The organism is Spirosoma validum (genome assembly GCF_014699035.1).
In the GTDB taxonomy this organism is placed as follows: Bacteria; Bacteroidota; Bacteroidia; order Cytophagales; family Spirosomataceae; genus Spirosoma; species Spirosoma validum.
In genome coordinates, this window is record NZ_JACXAA010000006.1 from 380,271 (window position 1) to 401,350 (window position 21,080).

General features: G+C 47.3%; 14 protein-coding genes. 8 read left to right on the forward strand and 6 right to left on the reverse strand.

All coding sequences use genetic code 11. The annotated features are described in order from the left end of the window. Nucleotides 1-7: 7 nt before the first annotated feature. From IC230_RS18310 to IC230_RS18320, 3 genes are all read right to left on the reverse strand, one after another. Nucleotides 8-1,510, reverse strand: coding sequence for a DUF1501 domain-containing protein (locus IC230_RS18310; protein WP_191040483.1), 1,503 nt, complete (start codon nt 1,508-1,510; stop codon nt 8-10). Nucleotides 1,511-1,574: 64 nt separating this feature from the next. Then, the gene (locus IC230_RS18315; RefSeq protein ID WP_191040484.1) at nt 1,575-4,379 is read right to left on the reverse strand and encodes a DUF1553 domain-containing protein; all 2,805 of its coding nucleotides are present in this window, start codon (nt 4,377-4,379) and stop codon (nt 1,575-1,577) included. 190 nt (nt 4,380-4,569) lie between these two features. Next, entirely contained in the window at nt 4,570-6,513 is a 1,944-nt protein-coding gene (locus tag IC230_RS18320; RefSeq protein WP_191040485.1) for a sialate O-acetylesterase, read from the reverse strand. Between the two features lie 321 nt (nt 6,514-6,834). Here IC230_RS18320 and IC230_RS18325 point away from each other — a divergent pair, with 321 nt between their 5' ends. Beyond that, nucleotides 6,835-8,664 carry a carboxypeptidase-like regulatory domain-containing protein gene (locus tag IC230_RS18325; protein WP_191040486.1) on the forward strand — a complete coding sequence of 610 codons (1,830 nt, stop codon included), beginning with the start codon at nt 6,835-6,837 and terminating at the stop codon, nt 8,662-8,664. A 96-nt stretch (nt 8,665-8,760) separates the two neighbouring features. On the opposite strand, the gene uvrA is transcribed toward IC230_RS18325, so the two are convergent. After that, complete coding sequence (uvrA, locus tag IC230_RS18330; RefSeq protein ID WP_191040487.1) at nt 8,761-11,688, reverse strand: excinuclease ABC subunit UvrA; 2,928 nt, start codon at nt 11,686-11,688, stop codon at nt 8,761-8,763. A gap of 130 nt (nt 11,689-11,818) precedes the next feature. Between uvrA and IC230_RS18335 the strand changes: the two genes are divergently transcribed. From IC230_RS18335 to IC230_RS18355, 5 genes are all read left to right on the forward strand, one after another. After that, nucleotides 11,819-12,448 (forward strand): MgtC/SapB family protein, encoded by a 630-nt coding sequence (locus tag IC230_RS18335; protein ID WP_191040488.1) that lies wholly within the window; start codon nt 11,819-11,821, stop codon nt 12,446-12,448. Nucleotides 12,449-12,490: 42 nt separating this feature from the next. Further along, nucleotides 12,491-13,123 (forward strand): hypothetical protein, encoded by a 633-nt coding sequence (locus tag IC230_RS18340; RefSeq protein WP_191040489.1) that lies wholly within the window; start codon nt 12,491-12,493, stop codon nt 13,121-13,123. Nucleotides 13,124-13,449: 326 nt separating this feature from the next. After that, nucleotides 13,450-15,018, forward strand: a complete 1,569-nt coding sequence (locus tag IC230_RS18345) for an OmpA family protein (protein WP_191040554.1) — start codon at nt 13,450-13,452, stop codon at nt 15,016-15,018. A gap of 125 nt (nt 15,019-15,143) precedes the next feature. Beyond that, entirely contained in the window at nt 15,144-16,010 is an 867-nt protein-coding gene (locus IC230_RS18350; RefSeq protein WP_191040490.1) for a transglutaminase domain-containing protein, read from the forward strand. 2 nt (nt 16,011-16,012) lie between these two features. Continuing rightward, entirely contained in the window at nt 16,013-16,450 is a 438-nt protein-coding gene (locus IC230_RS18355; RefSeq protein ID WP_191040491.1) for a hypothetical protein, read from the forward strand. An 86-nt stretch (nt 16,451-16,536) separates the two neighbouring features. Here the strand turns inward: IC230_RS18355 and IC230_RS18360 are convergent, their stop codons facing one another. After that, entirely contained in the window at nt 16,537-17,484 is a 948-nt protein-coding gene (locus tag IC230_RS18360; protein WP_191040492.1) for a hypothetical protein, read from the reverse strand. A 366-nt stretch (nt 17,485-17,850) separates the two neighbouring features. On the opposite strand from IC230_RS18360, the gene IC230_RS18365 reads away from it, so the two are divergent. Beyond that, nucleotides 17,851-18,669 (forward strand): Fpg/Nei family DNA glycosylase, encoded by an 819-nt coding sequence (locus IC230_RS18365; RefSeq protein WP_191040493.1) that lies wholly within the window; start codon nt 17,851-17,853, stop codon nt 18,667-18,669. Between the two features lie 65 nt (nt 18,670-18,734). Further along, nucleotides 18,735-19,595 carry a pirin family protein gene (locus IC230_RS18370; RefSeq protein ID WP_191040494.1) on the forward strand — a complete coding sequence of 287 codons (861 nt, stop codon included), beginning with the start codon at nt 18,735-18,737 and terminating at the stop codon, nt 19,593-19,595. Nucleotides 19,596-19,697: 102 nt separating this feature from the next. On the opposite strand, the gene IC230_RS18375 is transcribed toward IC230_RS18370, so the two are convergent. Further along, on the reverse strand, nt 19,698-20,963 hold the full coding sequence (locus tag IC230_RS18375) for a DNA polymerase Y family protein (RefSeq protein WP_191040495.1): 1,266 nt from the start codon (nt 20,961-20,963) through the stop codon (nt 19,698-19,700). Nucleotides 20,964-21,080 lie beyond the last annotated feature (117 nt).

A 21,080-nucleotide genomic window follows, 5' to 3' on the forward strand; every position in this document is an offset into this window, starting at 1 on the left:
TCTGGGGTCAAGCCAGTACTGGCTTCACTACTTTTCCTGCTACGTCGGTCAATCGAAAAGGGCGTCCCTGAAATTGGTACGTTAATTTCGTATGATCGAAGCCAAGCAGATGCAGAATAGTGGCTTGCAGATCGTGGATATGCACTTTGTCTTTTACGCCGTAATAGCCAATATCATCCGTTTCGCCATAGGAAAATCCTTTTTTTACGCCACCACCGGCCATCCAGACTGTGAATGCTTCGAGATGGTGATCTCGGCCCATGAACGGCAGCGTTTGCCCATCACGGTTTTCCTGCATGGGAGTTCGTCCAAACTCTCCGCCCCAGACAACCAGCGTATCATCCAGTAAGCCTCGTTGTTTCAGATCTTTTAGCAAGGCAACAACGGCCTGATCGGATTCTTTACATTTCTTTTTCAGGCCAATTTCGATGGCACCATCGGCACTGGTGCCATGCGTATCCCACCCCCAGTCAAATAACTGTACAAACCGCACTCCGCGCTCAACCAGACGTCGGGCCAATAAACAGTTTCGGGCGAACGAACCTTTATTCGGATCAACCCCGTAGCTATCCAGGATGTACTGTGGTTCGCTTTTAATGTCCATTGCGTCGGGAACCGACATTTGCATACGAAACGCCAATTCGTATTGAGCAATACGAGTCAGAATCTCGGGGTCTTTTACATCCTCATATTGCTGCTGATTGATCTGGCTAATGGCGTCGATGGTTTGTTTCCGAACATCGCGGCTGATGCCCGATGGATCGGATGCGTAGAGAACAGGATCGCCATCGGTACGGCATTGAACCCCCTGATAAACCGTCGGCAGAAACCCACTTCCCCAAACCGACTTGCCTGCGTCAGGTTGTTTGCCTCCTGATGCCAGCACGATGTAGCCAGGTAAATTATCGTTTTCTGTTCCAAGACCATACGTTACCCACGAGCCTAAGCTTGGCCGTCCCAGACGTGCACTGCCCGTATGCATAAGTAGTTGTGCGGGTGCGTGGTTGAACTGATCGGTGTGCATGGCTTTCAGGAACGTAACATCATCCACTACGTCTTGTAAATGAGGCAGATAATCAGACACCCACGCTCCCGACTGACCATGCTGCGCGAACTTACCCTGTGGTCCCAGCATTTTGGGTACTCCCCGGATAAAAGCGAATTTCTTGCCAGTCAGCAACTCCTGTGGACAATCTTTGCCGTGGTATTTCACCAATTCGGGCTTATAATCGAACAGTTCCAACTGACTCGGCGAGCCAGCCATGTGAATGTAAATGATCCGCTTTGCTTTTGGAACGTACTGCGACGGATGCGGAGCTGTTGGTTCGCCGGATAAAGAAGGACTTCCGACAGCATTTGATGACGGATCATCTTTCCCGAAAAAGCCACAGCTACCAAGAACCGAACTAAGCGCCATAGCACCCAGTCCCGTTGAACACGTATGCAGAAAATGCCGTCGGGTTTCACGCTCAGCGGCTGCCTGTTGGAGTTCCTGAAGGAGTTTATTCATTTGGGTACCACGGTCTTCAGACCGTTTTTTAGTTCAAACACATACGGGCTGAAGCCCATGATACCTATTCTTTCGTAATTACCTCATCTAAATTCAGCATCGTATTGGCCGTCACGGTCAGAGCCGCTAACTGGGGGGTAACGGTAGTACAATTCAGGCCGGGCTGAGACAGTAAGTTTTCCATCTCATTCGGTTTTTGCCGGTAATGCTCCTCGGTGGTGCGATAAAGATGGGTTAGTATAGCCAGTTTTTTCGATGGCAGATCACGTAGCATTACCCGCCGGAAACCAGCCTGGATTTGTTGTTCGACGGTTTGGCCATGTTCACGCATGTAAGTTGCCAGTTGCTGAGCCGCTTCAACATAAACCGGATCGTTTAAGGTTACCAGTGCCTGTAATGGCGTATTGGTACGTAGTCGACGTAACTGGCAAAACTCCCGGCTAGGGCTGTCGAACGTAACCATAGACGGATAAGGCGCGGTGCGCTTCCAGTACGTATACAAAGCCCGTCGATAGAGGTCTTCACCCGTACTTTGTTTCCAGCTTTCGCCGTCGTAGGGTGATTGCCAGATGCCTTCGGGCTGCACGGGCATGACACTCGGGCCATACATTTTATGACTCAGTAACCCGCTAACGGCCAACGCCTGATCGTGCACAGCTTCGGCGGATAAACGCACCCGTGGCCCACGAGCTAAAAATTTGTTGAATGGGTCTTTCGCTAACAGTTCGGGCGAGGCATTGGATTGCTGTCGATACGTTGCCGACATGACCATTCGCTTCAGCAATTTCTTAACACTCCAGTTGTCGGTTTCCATGAACTCAACGGCCAGATAATCCAAGAGCTCGCGGTGAGTTGGTTGAATACCCTGCGTACCCATGTCCTCAACGGTTTCGACAATACCGGTTCCGAAGAGTTGTTCCCAGAATCGATTGACGGCCACCCGAGCGGTGAGTGGGTGTTCGCGACTAATCATCCACCGAGCTAATCCCAAGCGATTTTTAGGGAGTTTGGAATCCATCGCCGGGAATGACTTCGGCACGTCGGGCGTCACCTGTTTTCCTTTCACCATCCAGTTACCCCGTTCAAAAACGTGTGCCTCGCGAGCTAGATCACCCGAGCCATCCAGCATGATAGGCGTTTGTTCGGCATCGGCATTCAATAAGTCAGTGAGCAACTTATCTTTATCGTCTAGTACGTGCACCGATTGGCCGGGCAATAATGGCTGAAAAGATACCCATTTGATTTGTACCCAATCTTTCGGTTTTTTCGGGCTGTCAAGCGACAAATAAAGATCATGGCGCCCCTGAACGGCTGGCAACGTAATGATCTGAACCGTATCTTTTCCTGGCTTAGGTGTTGGGAACTGCACTAAAACCGGTCCATCGAGTTTATCCAGACGTAACGTAACGGTAGCATCCGTTGCTTTTGTACCCCACTTCATAAATAAGCGTGGGCGATCAGTCAGTGTTACGCTCTTGATTCGGGTCGAACCTTTGTCCTGAAAACCAAAATATTTGGCATCGATCAGGGAGGCATTAACGTACTGATCGAAATCATGTGAGTTGATTTTTGGCTCAATGGTACGAACAAAATTCGTAACGCGATTCACGTCGGCCTGCGCCTGTTTCGGACCAGTAGTTGTTGACCGAATGTAGTGTTGCAACGTAACGACTTTGAGTGAGTCATCCGGCTTAAAAAATCGTAATGTAGGCGTATCACTCTGGACGTCTTCATCGCGGGTGTTATTAAAAAAAGCCAGATACTTGTAATATTCGTCGTGAACAAATGGATCGTAAGGATGGCTATGGCATTGTACACACGAAAAAGTCGTCCCCTGCCAGACATCCCAAGTTGTATTGACCCGGTCCAACACGGCTGCCGTCCTGAATTCCTCGTCCTGGGTACCACCCTCATCATTATTCATCGTATTCCGGTGGAAACCTGTTGCAACGAGTTGATCATCTGTACGATTGGGAATCAAGTCCCCCGCTAGTTGCTCGACGGTAAACTGATCGAATGGTTTATCGCTATTAAATGCCTTGATCAGCCAGTCACGATAACGCCATATTTTTCGACCTGGGTCCCGTTCATACCCCTTCGTATCTGCGTAACGAGCCAGATCGAGCCACATCCCTGTCCAGCGTTCGCCATAAGCCGGAGACTTCAGAAACCGATCAACCACTTTTTCGTAAGCGTCCGGAGATTTATCGTTCAGAAAATCAGCAACTTCTTTTTCCGTTGGGGGCAAGCCTGTCAGGTCAAGCGACACCCGGCGAATCAACGTAGCACGGTCAGCTTCCGGAGATGGCTTTAAACGGTCCGAAGTCCGGGATTCCTGATGAAGCTTGTCTATGATGAAATGATCGATTTCATTTTTAGCCCAATTCGTTTCGTCATCCTCAGCAATTCCCGGAATGGAGATTCCCAGACGACTCCAGAACGTACCAATCTCAGGTACATCGGGTTTCTTAACGGATTGATAGGCCCAGTGGTCACCCCACTCAGCGCCCTGATCGATCCATTTTCGGAGCACGTCTATCTCATCGGGTTTGAGGGGGGGATGATCGAGCGGCATCCGTTCGTCAGAATCGGTCAGCGTCAATCGTCGAATCATTTCGCTGCCATCAGCATCCCCCGGAATAATGGCGGGTTTACCCGATTTGGCAGGCGCTACAGCTTCATGTCGGAACAACAGTGAGAAGCCCGAAGCTTTTTTGACACCACCATGGCAGGCAATGCAATTTTTATTCAGTAGCGGCTTAATTTGGGTATTGTAATCGACCCGATTCTCAAAAAAACCGAGAAACGATGAAAGCAACAACACCAACGCGATAGCACCCGCGCCAAAGAGAATCCACCCAGTTTTCATACAAACGATACCAGCAGACAGGCCTTACACATAAAAGCAGAAAGACCAGGTTTTGTACTATGAAAGTCTTCGATTGATTCAATTTTAACGAAGAATTCTTTCAATCCGTTCATAATGAGCGAATACTCAGCAGGTTATTACCGACTCATCTGGAATCCTGTTCCGTAAAAAAGATAGGCTTTCTTTTACGCTATCTGGGAAAGCTATTGATTTTATCGGCATCGGCGTTGTTATCAACACGTACTTCTCCCCCACTGCCACCGACAATGACCGAACTGAGAGTTAGTGCACCTGACGTACTGCCTGGATTTATGTTCCCCGTCAAGCCAAAAGAAAGTTTATCTCCCGGAGCAATCGTTTGTGTGGTTTGTAACACATAGTAACTCGGGTCCGTGTTATCAAGAGTCCACTGACTGTTTTGCACCGGTCTCCCACCCACGTTCGTATCAGTACTCGTAAAGCCGAGCGCAATTGATGCACCTCGAGTTAGCTTAACAGTGATTGGTCCGGTGGTGGCTACGTCCTTAAGTGACAGGACATCGACCACAACAGTCATCGTTGTAAGGCCATAGACTGTAGTTGGACGTGCATAAATGGTAGGAACCAAATCGGCAGTAGTAATTTGAAATACATTCGACGGTACAGCGGGTACTGCTGGTGATGTCGACACAACCCGAACCTGATACCGACCGCTCTGATAGGCACTTGGCAGCGTCACCTGAATCGGACTCGTAGAACCCGTTCCCAATACCGCTTTATAGTGGCCCAGCGAATCCAGCAATTGTACTTGCCATTGGTTGCCAGCATCAAACGTGCCGACGGTACTGAAGGATACGCTTAAACTGGAACCAGGAAGAACGTACTCAGCCAGATTACCTGTTACGGCAAACTGCGTAGGTGTAACGGGCGTAGCATTTTGGAAAAATGTATTATCCAAACTATTATTCCAATTACGGGCGAAACGCGACAGACCCATATTCAGCGGAATCGAATTTGGATTGAGATAGTATTGCGGATGGGGAGATGGCCGCAATGCATTACGAAAATGCACATCTTCAGATCCAGCGTTTCGGTATCGAATGGTATCCTGGTAAGGGCCCTGAAATACGTTCAATCCGGTTGTATTGATAACCTGTTGCTGTGCCGTAACGAGGTCAGGCCGTGTCACACTTCCGTCGTAGGACTCTCGTGCTACGACCCAGGGAATATTCCGGCCGCCAAAATCCTGTCTTGATTTTTGGATGAGCGCCGTTAGTTGGTTTGCGTAAGCCGGAATAGTGCCTGTTGTCGCATCACCATATTCTGATTCACCCTGACCCCATAAGATTGCCCGCGCCCCAGCAACGGATGCATAGTAAGACAATACGTTCTTTAAATTTGTATAGGGCTGTAGATTGGGCCAGTTTTCGACGCAGTAATAGCGGTTACAGGCGGGGATACCATTAGCCGTATTGATCCAGTTTTCGGCGGTGGAGCTATCCCAGCCCACTACGTAGAAAGCGACCGGAACATTATACCGATTGACAATATAGTCGCCCAGCTCACCCCAGCCCCATGAACTTTCAGCCATTGGAAAAACGCGCCGAGTTGCCGTTAAGGCTTTGAAAACAGGAACCGGCGATGGATCTCCCGACGAAACAAGCGCCTGTGCACCAGGCGGGTACGAATGGTTGATCGAATCAATAGCATTAACACGATCCGTAGCCGTGCCAAGATCGTTATCACCACTACCCAGGCCACGTGCGTTTGATTGGCCGGCGGTAATAAATACTTCACCGATCCCAACAGGTTGTACGATAGCCTGTGCTGTTGCGGTCGTGCCCACGATGGTACGTACCGTCAATACGTACCATCCCCCAGAAGCCGTGATATAGCCCAGAAAAATATTATTTGTTGGATTAGCTTGTATCGTTTGCCAGCCGGTAGCAACGCCCTGCCCAGTGGTGACGGGAGTCAATTGAGCCTCCACCCGATCAACAGCAGCCGAGAGTCGTCCTGAGATATATAAACGTCCATTCCCGTCGGCTGCCCGCTGAACCACCAGACGCGGCATTGGGTGCGTAATCTGGAGTTGAGCGGCAGCGAAAAAGGGCCAGCTAAGAAATACTAAAATCCATTTAACCAATGTGGACATGCGCAGCGTATAAAGAAACCATTACGAAAATACGAACAAAGATCCGTTAAACTAAGACAGAGATTACGTTCAGACATACCTTCAATAATTTGAACTGGTTTAAGCTTTCTATAATCGGGGTCTTTTTGTCATTCTGACAAAATACATGCTACAGAAAAGTTTAACCAGATTCACAATTAATTCGAAACAGCATAAAAAACGTTGACTTTTTTGTTTGGCAGTAAAGCTAAATAATTGGCTTATGATCAACTGTAGGTCTATTTCTTACTTAGTCTTCTTTATGTACTTTTGGTGGTTATTTGTAGCTTAATAAGTGCTAATATGATTTTAAAGAACTACTATTCTGCCGTAACTCTACTTTTCTTATTGCTCTTTATCAGTTGTCAGCCTAAGGAAGTTCCGGCAGAGAAAGGGAATATTTACATACAAGTTCGGGACCAGTATGGAAGAGCCGTCGCGAATGCTGTACTGTCAGCGGAACCTACGCTTCCAGAATATAAAACAGATGAATTTGGTACAGTATTACTCAAAGAGGTGAATGTTGGTAGTTACGAAATAATTGCCCGGAAAGATAATTATGGTAGCGGTAAAACTGCGGTTCAAGTAAAAGCCAATGATATTACCAATGCAACAATCGTACTCGAACAAGGGAAATTTGTAAGTTTTGCTCCTACCGTTCGTATTGAATTTCCGACACGACCGGCCAACTTTTCGCTGGATGAACCAATTTTGTTTAAAGGGTATGTATCGGACAACGATACCGGCAACGAATCTTTAGATGTTAAGTGGGAAAGTAACAAGGATGGCTTGCTGAATAGTGATAAACCCGATAAAGATGGGGTTACTACGTTCTCAACAAATAAACTGTCTAAAGCAACCCATTTCATTACGTTAACAGTTAAAGACAAATCGGGAAACACAACCCGCGACACCATTACGGTATCGACCCTGTCGCCTAAATCGATCACGCTGGAAAAACCTACGAAAATAAAGGAAGGCATAAGTCTTACCTGGAATAAATCCGATGCGTCTGATTTTAAGGAATACAGGGTCTATCGAAGCAATGAAACGTGTGCTGAAAACGCAAAGGTATTGCTGGCAGTTATAACAGAAGCTGGCAAAACTACTTATACAGATACCCAGCCACCCCTGAGTAAGCAGGCCTGTTATTTCGTTGAAGTCTCGACTACCCTGGGCTTGACAAGACGAAGCCTACAGCAGCAGATAGACTATCCAGGAGGAGTACTATTTACATTTGTTCCTACAGATGCCGATATTCATCCAACAAAGCCCTGGATTTTCCTGGCTAACAGAGATAAAGAACAGGTCATTGTTTATGATTACGAAGCGGGAAAAACGGTTTCCGAATTAAGTGTTCCACAGGCATCGGGTAGTATCCTGGTTGGCGATAATGGTGATGGGGTGAATGTATATATTCCTTCCCGTTCCGGTCATGTTTATGTTTACGATGCGACTTCTCTGGCGCTAAAACGCTCCATTTTAGCGGATGCTTCTGCTACCGACGTAGCCATTAGCGGTAAAGGACATGTATTCATTTCCGTAAGCAATCAGTGGACTAACCCGCTGGGTTCTTACAACGAGAAAACAGGAATGCTCATTAATCAGCTTACCTGGTCTTGTCTGTACGGTGGTGCCAGAATTAAAAAAGTGCCAGGTCGGAATGAACTCATTGCAATTAGTACAGCCATTAGCCCGACCGATATGGACTATGTTGCTTATGATACTAATGGAGCGCTTATTTTATGTAAAGATGATAGTCAGCACGGAAGCTATCCACTTGATGGATCAATCTTCCGAATTTCCCCAAACGGTACCTACCTCCTTACGTCTGCTAACGGTGCCGCCTACCTACCGAACGAAACCATGAAATACTTGGGAAACATTTCAGCCAGTAGCGGCATAAGCTTTTCCGATTTTGCTTTCGAAAGCGATGAGAAAATTTTTTATGGAGCAACCAGTAGTAGGCGATCCATTCAAATTATACGTTACCCAGAACTGCTTCGGACCGATGAACTAGTGACCAAAGGCTACCCGATCAGGTTATTTAAAAAAGGACAGACGCTTATTTCAGTAAGCCGGGCGGATCAGAGTTCAACTGGTTCAGCAATAGAAGTGGTTCAGCTAAAATAAATTTCCCATAACAGAGAATTAGCTTCTCTGTTATGGGAATCCCTTAGAAGAAAAGCCATCTTAGAGATTTAACTCTGTTTAAGATGGCTTATTTTTTTACACTTTACCCCGCAAGTAATCCGCAGTATAGTTTTCGCCAGCTGGTAGTTTCACCATGTCTTCGGGCGTACCTGTAAACGTAACGTAGCCACCGGTTTCGCCCCCTTCGGGACCCAGATCGATGATGTGATCGGCATTTTTGATTACTTCCATGTTGTGTTCGATGATAATCACCGAATCACCCTGATCCACCAGTGCGTTGATGGCTGCGAGCAGCTTGCGGATATCGTGGAAGTGAAGGCCCGTTGTTGGTTCATCGAAGATAAACAACGTACTGCCTTTATTGGGATTGCCTTTCCCTAAGAACGACGCCAACTTAACCCGCTGAGCTTCACCACCTGAAAGCGTATTTGCCGATTGCCCAAGACCAATATACCCTAACCCCACATCTTGTAGGGGCTGAAGTTTGTCGGCCATTTTAGGTTCAACCTTACGGAAGAAATCAACGGCTTCATCGACGGTCATATCCAGAATATCCGATACGTTCTTATCGTGCAGGGTTACCTCCAGCACTTCCTGTTTGAAACGCTTACCATCACAGCCTTCGCATTTAAGGTAAATGTCGGCCATGAACTGCATCTCGATCTTTACCTCACCTTCGCCCTGACACACCTCGCAACGGCCTCCATCGACGTTAAACGAAAAATGGCTCGGTTTATACCCCCGCGCTTTGGATACCTGCTGGTCGGCCATAACCTGCCGCAGGTAATCGTACGCTTTGATATACGTAACAGGATTCGACCGGCTCGATTTTCCAATCGGATTCTGATCAATCATTTCAATCGACGAAATTCGATCGATTGAACCTTCAAGGCTATCATATCTACCGGCTTCTTCAGCGGCATCGCCTTTCTGACGTATCAGTGCCGGGTATAATACTTTTCGAATCAGCGTACTCTTACCCGAACCTGATACACCCGTTACGACCGTCAACGTATTGAGCGGAAACCGGACGTCCACATCTTTCAGGTTATTTTCCCGTGCTCCCTTAAGCTCAATAAAATTCGTTGCCTTCCGCCGGAACGTCGGCACAGGAACCGTCTCGCGCCCAGTCAAAAAATCCAGAGTATGCGAAGTCATGTGGCCTTCCAGCTCTTCGCCCTCCACCCCATACCCTCTGCCCTCGGCAATTTCGTTCCACGTTCCCTGGAAGACCAGATGCCCGCCCAGTGAACCAGCATCAGGCCCGATGTCGATCAATTGATCGGCTGAGCGCATCACTTCTTCTTCATGTTCAACAACGATAACCGTATTGCCCATATCCCGTAATGACTCCAGCACACTCACTAATCGCTGCGTATCACGTGGATGCAGACCGATGCTGGGCTCGTCCAGAATATACATCGAACCGACTAAAGCCGAGCCAAGCGACGTAGCCAGTTTAATGCGCTGATATTCACCACCCGACAACGTATTAGTAAGACGGTTCAAGGTAAGATAGCCCAGTCCAACGCGTTCCATATAATCCAGGCGATTGCGAATTTCAATCAAAATTCGGTTCGCCACTTGCTGCTGTTGTTCGGGTAGTTCTAGTTCGCGGAAGAAAACTGTAACCTTTGTAATAGGCATCAGAACCAGATCCGTAATGGATTTACCGGCCACTTTTACGTAACCCGCATCCTTACGCAACCGCGAGCCCCGACATTCAGGACAAGTCGTCTTGCCCCGATAGCGCGACAGCATAACGCGATACTGGACTTTAAACGTCTGACTTTCAACGTAGCTAAAGAATCCGTTTAGCCCGTCAAAGTACTTGTTTCCCGTCCAGAGCAATTCCTGTTCGGCGGGCGTTAGATCTTTGTAAGGCCGGTGAATGGGGAAGTCGAAGCGAATACCATTTTTGAGTAAAGGTCGTAGAAACTCCTCGCTCATTTTCTCGCTCCGCCAGGGTGCAATGGCTCCTTCAAACACGGACAGATTTTTGTCGGGAATAACCAGATCCGGATCAATACCCAGGACTTTACCGAAACCGTCGCAGCGTCGGCAGGCACCGTACGGATTGTTGAACGTAAATAGGTTTACACTCGGCTCTTCGAACGTAATGCCATCCAGTTCAAACTTATCCGAGAAAATACGCGATTCCCGACCGACAATATCAACCCGACACGTACCGTCGCCTTCATTAAACGCCGTTTGTACCGAATCCGAAAAGCGATACTGGTTGTCTTCATCGGGTTTACCTTCGGCGTCATACAAGACCGTTCCGCGATCAACCAGAATTTCCAGGTCGTTCGCGTTTTCTATGGCCTGCTGATCCTCAACGGACGACTCCAATACGTCTTCAATCTGTAATACCTGCCGACCCGTTGCACCGCCATCGGCCACAATACGAGTATAGCCTTTCTGAAGGAGAATATTCAGTTCATATGCCAGCGTCCGATCATCACGGATACGCAGCGGAGCCATGATCATAACACGCTGACCGGCCTCGAAGCCATACATGAAGTTAACAACGTCAGTAACTGTGTCTCGACGAACTTCATGACCTGAAACCGGCGAGTACGTAACGCCCGCCCGAGCAAAAAGCAGTTTCAGGTAATCATATATTTCGGTCGACGTTCCAACTGTAGAGCGGGGGTTGCGGGTCGATACTTTTTGTTCGATTGCAATAGCAGGCGAAACGCCTTTAATGTACTCAACCTCAGGCTTTTCCATTCGGCCCAGAAATTGACGGGCGTAGCTACTGAGGCTTTCAACATACATACGCTGGCCTTCGGCAAATAACGTATCGAACGCTAAAGACGATTTACCTGACCCCGACAGGCCAGTTAGAACAACTAATTTGTTGCGCGGAATAGCAACGTCAATGCCTTTTAGATTATGTACTTTCGCACCCTTAATAATAATAAACTGCTTAGGGTCGAGATGGTCAACGGAACGTAGCGGACTGGCCATCTGGCGTTCGGTTTCCGTAGTCTGAGTCATTCGGTAGTAACAAGGGTAAACTCTATCTAAATTTTAACGGTTTATTTCAAAATATGGTTTCTCGGAATTGTTATTCTTACAGACAAGCGCAACGAGTTGGCCTAAAACACCGTAATGGGTAGTGAAGCAAATGAATTTTACACAAGAAGACATTGTTCGACTAAGTGTCGCCCTGGTAATTGGTGGCCTGATTGGCGCCGAACGTGAATATCATGGTAAGTCAGCCGGTCTGCGCACGATGATTATGATTTGCGTAGGTTCGGCGTTGTTTACGATGGTATCGGGGCGGATTGGGGGTTCTACCGACCGGATTGCCGCTAACATTGTCAATGGCATCGGTTTTTTAGGAGCGGGAATAATTTTCCGGGAAGATAATCGGGTAAAGGGATTAACCACAGCCGCTACTGTGTGGGCGGTATCGGCCCTGGGCATGTGCATTGGAGCTGGTCAGTATGACATTGCGATCATTGGGTTCGTGTTTATTTTGGGCTCACTACTGTTTCTTGTACGTTTTGGCGATCGGATTCAGAAAATGAATCAAACGCGCGACTATAAAATCGTTACAACATTTCATAATAAAGCCCTTACTCAATACGAAGAGCTATTTGAAGAGTATAATCTGTCGCCAGCACGCAATCAGCAACAACGCATTGGTAACGACATTATTGGTCGATGGCGGGTGGATGGCTCCGAGCAGAATCATGAAAAATGCATTAATCGCTTGCTCAATGATCCTGAAGTAAAAGAATTTACATTCTGATTTCGTTAAGGTTAGTATAAATTTTATTTGGTAAAAATCCCCATGAATTATACGCAGAAGTTTCTGTTTATCACCCTTTTACTAAGTAGCGGTTTAGCCTACGGGCAACTTACCGAAGACCCGGAAGACCGCCGGGACCAGGGCCGTGATCCACTACGTACCCAAACCCCCGAAGGCCGCCCGTTACCGTTTGTTCAGCGACTACGATTTGGCGGAGGCATCAATGGCTTTCGTTTTGGTAACCCGTTCAGTATAGGTGTTTCTCCCGTAATTGCCTACCAGGCTACCGAACGTATGATTGTCGGGATCGGCGGAAATTATACCTATACACGGTATAAAGGGTACACGAATACTGGCGCTACGGTCCCCCTTCAGACGTATAATCAGTATGGTGGCCGGGCGTTTGTCATGTATGAATTCATTCCATCTATTCTGCCGAATTTGTACCTGCATGGCGAGATTGAAAACAGCACTGTAGACATCAAGTTTGATCAGACTGGCCAGAAGCTTAGTGACGGCTTAACCTCACCCTTAGTTGGTGTTACGTATTCACAGCCGATTTCACGCCGATTCGGGGTTAATCTGACTGCGTTGTATAACCTTAACTATAACGACAATAATTTGGCTCGTACGATTTATGGTAGCCCGTTTGTCCTCCGGTTATCGTTCTTTTAACGTAACGACAGAAACATAGAGCAGGCAGAACCCTTCGGGTTAGCTAACTGTTATTCGCGAAACAAATCAAGTGACGTAGTCCGGACTACGTCACTTTCTGTATACAAAACCCGCGTTTTCTGTCGTTTAGAAAGTACATTTATCCACTATCCTGCGTCCACCTTATGAATGCCCATGGTGCTGTTGCTGCCAGCCTGTTTTTGCTATTTATTTCTCTGTCGACAAGTGGTCAGCCGGGTAAGGATTCCACTGTATCGGCAGGCCGAAATACGGCACCACAGGTTGCCGTGCCACAGAATCCTCCTGCCGAACCAGCCAGTCCAGCTATGGCCCGCCGGGACAGTGCCACTTCAGCGTCGAATCAGCCTTTCGAAAACCTTGGTAATCAGATCAATTCGGAATTTAACGAAATCAATCCTATGATTTCGCCCGATGGTCAAACGCTTTATTTTGCCCGGATCAGCCATCCCAACAATACGCATGGCGTTAAGGGAAGTCAGGATATCTGGTTCGCTAAACTTGATACAACAAGCGGGAAATGGGGTCCTGCTCAGCACATGAGCGCTCCACTCAACAAAGACGAGTACAACTGCGCTTATAGCATTACGCCCGACGGGAACACCATGCTCATCAAAGGGCAGTATAACAACGGCACCTACGAAACCCGTGGGTTTTCGTTCAGCAAACGTATACCAGCGGGTTGGTCAGCTCCCCAAAAAATAGACATTCCCAATTATGTCAGCATGAGCAAAGGGCAGTTCGACTGTGGGTTTATGTCATCGGACGGGAAAGTGCTGCTGATGGCATTCAGCGAGAAGAAGAACAGCAAAGATGACGATCTCTACGTAAGTTTCCGACAGAAAGATGGTTCCTGGACAAAACCCGTGGACCTTGGCCCGGAGGTAAACACGAAATTTACCGAAACGACGCCCTTTCTGGCCCCTGACGGAGCAACGCTTTATTTTTCGAGCAATCGGGATGGCGGACAGGGCAGTAACGATATTTACGTCTGCAAACGGGTCGATAAAACCTGGAAGCACTGGTCAAAACCCGTTAACCTCGGCCCCAAAGTTAATACAGACGGCTATGACGCGTATTATACACTCTCAGCTACGGGCGACTACGCGTATCTCACTACGTTCAAAAATACACTGGGCAAGGGCGATATTGTACGGATTAAACTTCGCGACAGTTCAACGGATCAGCCGAGCAAAGTGGGCGGTGGCGATGACGTAGCTGGAAAAACCGACGTAACAACCCCAGATCCAGTCGCGCTGATTAGCGGTAAAGTGATTGATCAGACAACTGGTAAGCCTGTTGAAGCCCGCATTATTTACCAGACCCTGCCCGATGGCGCCGAAGCGGGTGAAGCTACGTCAGATCCACTTACGGGTGAGTATAAGATCATTTTGCCGTTCGGTCAGAAATATACCATGCGAGCTGTTGCCAAGGATTTTATTGCTGAGGGCGACAACATCGACTTAACTGGGAAAGGAACTGGTTATAAAGAAATTAAGGGAAAAGAGCTGAAGCTCGTACCGGTAGAAGTTGGCCGAACGGTGCGGTTAAACAATATTTTCTTCGATACGGGTAAGTCCGAACTCCGGCCTGAGTCCAGCCCCGAACTGGATCGCCTGGTAACGACTCTGAACGAAGCGCCTAAAATGGTCGTCGAAGTACGTGGGCATACGGATAATACCGGCTCAAACGAGCTAAATGCCAAGCTCTCACAGGATCGGGCCGATGCCGTTCGTGAATATTTCATCAGCAAGGGAATTGAACCCGACCGTGTGGCCAGCAAAGGCTTGGGCGAAACAAAGCCCGTTGCCACCAATGACACCGATGAGGGTCGCCAGCAGAACCGACGGGTTGAGTTTGTGATCGTGAAGAAGTAAGTACCCGTATGGGCTTTCTAAGGCAAAAAATAGTTATGAACCCCTAACTATCTCCAGACTATTGAGTTAACATCTTGATTTAAAAAAGTTCAATCAGGATACAACCTCATTCATTTACTTCAGACATGCAACTCAACGCAGGCTGCGAACTTACTTTTGACGCGCAAACGCCAACACCATTAATTCTTATGCTACGTCCCCGGTCAGGAGCCGGCCAATGGATCATTCGCGAAGAATATCAGATTACTCCCGCCGTTAATGTAACTGAGTTTACCGATATGTACGGTAACCTCTGTCAACGGGTTGTAGCCCCCCAGGGATTATTTTCGATTCATTTTTCAGCTACGGTTCAAACAGCCGATCTGATCGACGTATCGCCGGGAGCTCCGTACACGCCCGTTGAAGAATTACCCGATAGTGTTCTGCATTATACCTTGCCCAGCCGTTATTGCCAGTCTGATCAGTTGGGTGATTTAGCCGCCCAGATTACAGAGGGTACAGAGCCGGGTTATGATCAGGCAGAAGCCATTCGTAAGTGGATTCACGAAAATATCAAATACCAGTACGGAACCAGCGATGCCAGTACGTCAGCTGTCGATACCGCCAACAATCGCGTTGGCGTTTGCCGGGATTTCACGCACCTGGGTATCTCCTTGTGCCGGGCGTTAAATATTCCAGCCCGAATGGTCGTTGGGTATTTATATCAGCTTGATCCAATGGACTTACATGCCTGGTTTGAGGCTTATGTAGATGGCCGCTGGTTTACATTTGACGCAACCCAGGAACTGCCGCGGGGCAACCGAGTTACGGTTGCTTATGGCCGGGATGCCGCTGACGTAGCGTTTACAACACAATTCGGATCGATGCAACTCAACGATATGAAAGTATGGGTCGATACGGCTCAGAATGAGGAGTTGGAAAGTGAAAAAAAATCGGAACAGGCTCCAACCCTATCGACATCAGTAGGGTCTAATAACCAAGACAGTAATTAACGATGAAAAAACAACTGCTTTTCTGTGCTTTTGTGGGATTAATGACATCCTGCCAACAGGAAGATGCTATTCAGCCGAGCTCACCAACGCTGGCCGGAGAAGCAGTCGGTACGTATCAAACGAATGTTTATCTCGATCCTGCCTACGTAGCAACGGCATCGAGCGAATTACCTTATGCTGAGCTAAAGGCGGAATCGGCCAATAGCGTAACGCTGATTTATTCAAAACTTTACCCAGTCAAATCCAGTCATTCGATTGAACACGTAACGTTACTCCGTGAGCCGAATGGCATTCAGCTGAGCGCAGCCGGGTCGGTTATTGGTACTTTGCAAACCGATCGTGTTTTCACTAGTAATGGTATGGAGAAGCAGGGCCAACTGCTACGTATCAGTATGCAGAATGATTCTGCCAATGGACTTTATTTTATAGGCTCCAAATAGTATAAACCTGACTTTCTTACTAAGAAAAAAGCGCACTACCGTTGAGTAGCGCGCTTTTTTGTTGATATATGCTATGCTTTGAATGTCTAGCGAACAGCAAATTCGCCGGAACCGATACGGAAACCTTCAGAATACAACTCTACCGTGTATTTACCTGGCTTGTAAGGAATACCACGGCTATACAGAAGTTCAACACTCTGACCATTGCTTGTATAGTTAACAGTTTGTTTGGTTGTATAAACCGTTTCACTGCCATCTACCGTAAATGTTCCAGAACCGTTTGCCATATCTGATACAACAGCGCCGGTTGGATCAAGTACCCGAACAAAAACATCTTTGGGCTCTTCTTTCGTCAACGGATTGTCTAACAGAGTATAAACCAGTTTGATTTTGTCCAGACGCTTCGCTTTGTATGAATCATCTTCTTTCACTTTGCCTTTAGCATTCACTGCAAACACTTTTACATTTTGTGCTTTCAGAGCAGCTGCGCGGGTAACCTTCGTGCTAAGTTCCTGATTCTGGGATTGAACCTGCGATACAACAGTCGTTACCGAATCACGGAATTGCTGACCTTTCACTTTCAGGCCGGTGTTTTCTTCATCCAGCGTTTTGACGTTGGTTGCCAGTGTTACGTTTTCACGTTGCAGATTAGCAATAAGCGTATCTTTCTCAACCAAAAAAGCTTCGTATTCTTTAATTTTAGCTTCGTATTTAGCAATAGATATCCGGTTACCTTTACGTAAGGAAGCCTTATCGCGCTCTAATTGCGTTTTCATTTTTTCTAGCTCAGAAACGTCGCCACCCAATTTCTGTACTTCGGCAATTTTAGCATCCAGAGCAGTCGAGATCGAATCCAGCTTAACTCGGGTTGTTGATAATTCTTCAACACGTTCGGAGATGGTTACTTCCTGATTTTCGGATACTTTCTTCTGGTCGAAATACAGATAACTCGATACCCCAGCCAGACCAGTCATGATAATTAGACCTGCCAGCAGAGCACCGCTTGTTTTGGATTTTTGCGAATTACCTTCCATAAAGAATTTTCAGTTTAGTTTAACGATTAAACATGCACCAACTTCAAAAAGCCGCTTACGCGGTGTGTAAAGGTTATTGCATTCAAGGTTTGGTCTAGAATAAAAACAGCGACGAAAACAATAAACAATATTCTCGAAACGTCGGTTCCCGCCAATCTATTGTCGACTACAACCGATTGAGGCAAAAAAAGTTTATTAACTCACCTTTCTAAAGCTACAAAGTCACATCTGACTATCAATTATTTACGCCGAATAATAAATCCGTGTTTTATAGATCAGTTAGACTATACAGTTAGTAGCGTATTATTCCATCGGACCATAACAACAAAATACTACCTATGGTTATCAGGTAAACAACGACACTCTATGCCCGAACTGCCTGAGGTTGAAATTAGACGTCAATACCTCGAAACATCTTCTCTGCATCAGCCAATCAATCATATTGAGGTTGAGGACAAAAAACTTTTAACCACCGACTACGCTACGTTAGCACAGGCGTTGACCGGTCGTCAATTCACGGGTACGCGCCGAACTGGGAAAAATCTGTTCGTGCTAACTGACGATCCAGCCGTGATTGTTCACATGCATTTTGGCATGACCGGCGATCTGGAATATTATCACTCCTCACTCGACCGGCCACGCTTTGCCCGGATCGTATTCGAGTTTGCTAACGGCTTTAATCTCGGCTTTTTGTGTCCCCGTAAGTTTGAGCGGGTTGGTTTAGTGGATGATATCGACGCTTTCCTACTACGCAAAAAAATTGGGCCAGATGGGTTAGCGATTTCCCTGGATGAGCTAACCGAACGCATTCGTCGTAAAAAAGCCTTCATTAAACCCGTTCTCCTCGATCAAAGCGTTGTGGCTGGCCTTGGGAACTGGATTGTCGATGAAGTTTTATTTCAGGCCTTTATTCATCCTGAGCAACGGGCCGATACCCTCACCGATATCCAGATGCGTCAGTTGCATCAGGCCATTTATCTTGTCCTTGAAACCGCCATCCGGTATGAAGCGACGTACCGGGACTTTCCAAACAATTTCCTGATACATGTTCGTGAATGGGATGATTCACCTTACGACGACGTCGAAGCGCATAAGTTCTGCCCCCGTTGCCAGACCCGGATCGAGCGATCAGTCGTGGGGGGACGTACTACGTTCTTTTGTCCCAAAGAACAGGTAATTAGCTGAAGCTTCAGGCAATGAACTTGTGTAAAACTTAGTGCGTTTAGAAATTACATGTAGATACATGAATCATGAAAACGCAACGAACAATTTTGGATATACGTACCGCTACGCCAACCAACGTTGGGGACGGATTCACGGGTTTAAACGCTTTTCATCCGCAGGGGTCAAAGCCGTTCAATCCATTTCTACTCTTAGATCATCACGGTCCGATGCAGGTGCAACCTTCCCCTTATCCTAAAGGTGTTGATGAGCACCCTCATCGGGGATTCGAGACCGTAACGATTGTCTACGAGGGGGCTTTAGAACATCGGGATTCGGCGGGCAATCATGGCAAGCTTTATGCCGGTGACGTACAATGGATGACGGCGGCATCGGGCATCATTCACGAAGAAAAGCACGAGCGTGAATTCTCACGTCAGGGCGGTCGTCTTGATTTTGTGCAGTTATGGGTCAATCTCCCGGCTAAGGATAAAATGAGTCCACCCAATTATCAGGACCTTGCTTCGTCACGAATTCCAACGGAAATCTTGCCCGGTGGTGGTCGATTACGTGTCATTGCGGGTGAACTTGGAGGTATACGGGGGCCGGCTCATACATTTAGCCCGGTTATTGTTGCCGATCTGGCACTATCAACCAGTCAGGTCGAAACGTTTGCTGTGCCTGCTGATTATTCGCTGATGGTGTATGTACTGAGTGGATCGGCCAGGATAAATGGGGCAGCTATAGAACATGGCCAGATTGCTTTGACGAACACAGATGGCGATACCGTTACGCTCTCGACCAATGCTGAAACAAAATTACTCATTCTGGCTGGCGAGCCTATTCATGAACCGCTGGCCGTTTATGGGCCGTTCGTGATGAATACCCGCGAAGAACTTATTGACGCCTTCAGCGACTTCCAGGCAGGAAAGATGGGGGTACTTAATTAAGGAGTTGTCATCAATAGCCATTTGCGTTACGTCATTTGTTCTTATTCTTCTATGAATGAAATTGTCAAATGATGTAACGTAAATGGCTGTTAGCAGCCTTACTCACAAATCTTTAATATTCCCGAATCCGATTACGTCCCGATAAACAGGATTGTCGCGTAGCTCAGTAGCCCGCATGAGTTTATCCTGACCAAACTTTGTTTTGAGATCATACAGCGTTTGCCGGAGTTTATTTTTGCGGGTATCATCATCAAACAGACGTAGCGGTACCAGTTCGGTTGGTATGAATCGGTAAACGACGACCGACATGCTACGTAAATAATTATTCAACACCGGTTCGCAGCGATGAGCTGCCTGAAATTTATCGAGTCTGTCCTTAATAATTTGATACAATTCAGGCCCGTCCTGCTTCGGCTCTGGAAAATGTACGTCAAAATTATAGGTTTTGCCATTGTGATAGCGACAGGAGAACGACAGGTCCTGACAAAATATATTCTTACTGACCATCCGCCGTTCAAGCGTCAGACAGAGCGATTGGAGTAGTTCATCCAAACGCTCGGGTGTGTTTCGCTGCTCGGTCGAAATGGTACGCATCGCCGACATGCTTTTCATCGCATCGTTGGTATCTAAATCAACCTCCCCGCCGAAATTCAACCGTATGTGCCAGTGCCAGCCAATGATACTTTTGCAAACAGCCCGCAGATGCTCTGGTGTTGTATATCGTAACGCCAACGGTGTATGAATGCCACCATCTTCAAGCCGGATAGCCATTCGCTGACCAATTCCGGGCAAGTCTGTAAGTTTTAGCCTGCGTAATACGTCATCAATTGTTTCGGGCGTAATGATTGTCAACCCATCGGGTTTTTGTACATCGGAAGCCAGCTTGGCCAGAAAGACGTTCGGCGCAATGCCAATGGAACAGCGAAGCCAGTCACCTACTTTCTGTTTAATGGCCTGTTTGATCGTCATTGCTGTCTGGCGCATGTCTTTGTAGACCAGTTGATAGTTCGTTAGATCCACAACAGCTTCATCAATACTTTTCGGCACCACATCTTCCGAGAACTCCCGCAGTACCTCCACAATCTTCACGTGGTATTCCCTGTACCGACTTGGGTGCGTTTCAACCGGCACCAAGTCTGGACACAAAACCATAGCTTCGTCTAACCGCATTCCTGTTTTTACGCCCCGCTGCTTTGCTTCTACGGAAGGGGCAATCACACAACCTTGCCGCCCCGTATACACGCATACACCGATAGGCCGCCCACGTAACCAGTAGTTATCCTGCTGTTCACAGGAAGCAAAGAAACTGTTCATATCCACAAACATTACTGTTGGGAGCACATGCGTGGCGAGTCGGTTCCGGTTCATCAATTTTTGGGTAAGAACGTTGCTTTTCGTGCAAGCATTCGTCTGTATTTATTGTATATTTGCTGTAATACAAGCGCAATATATTTTACTTGTATTATATCGGCAATTATTTATCCG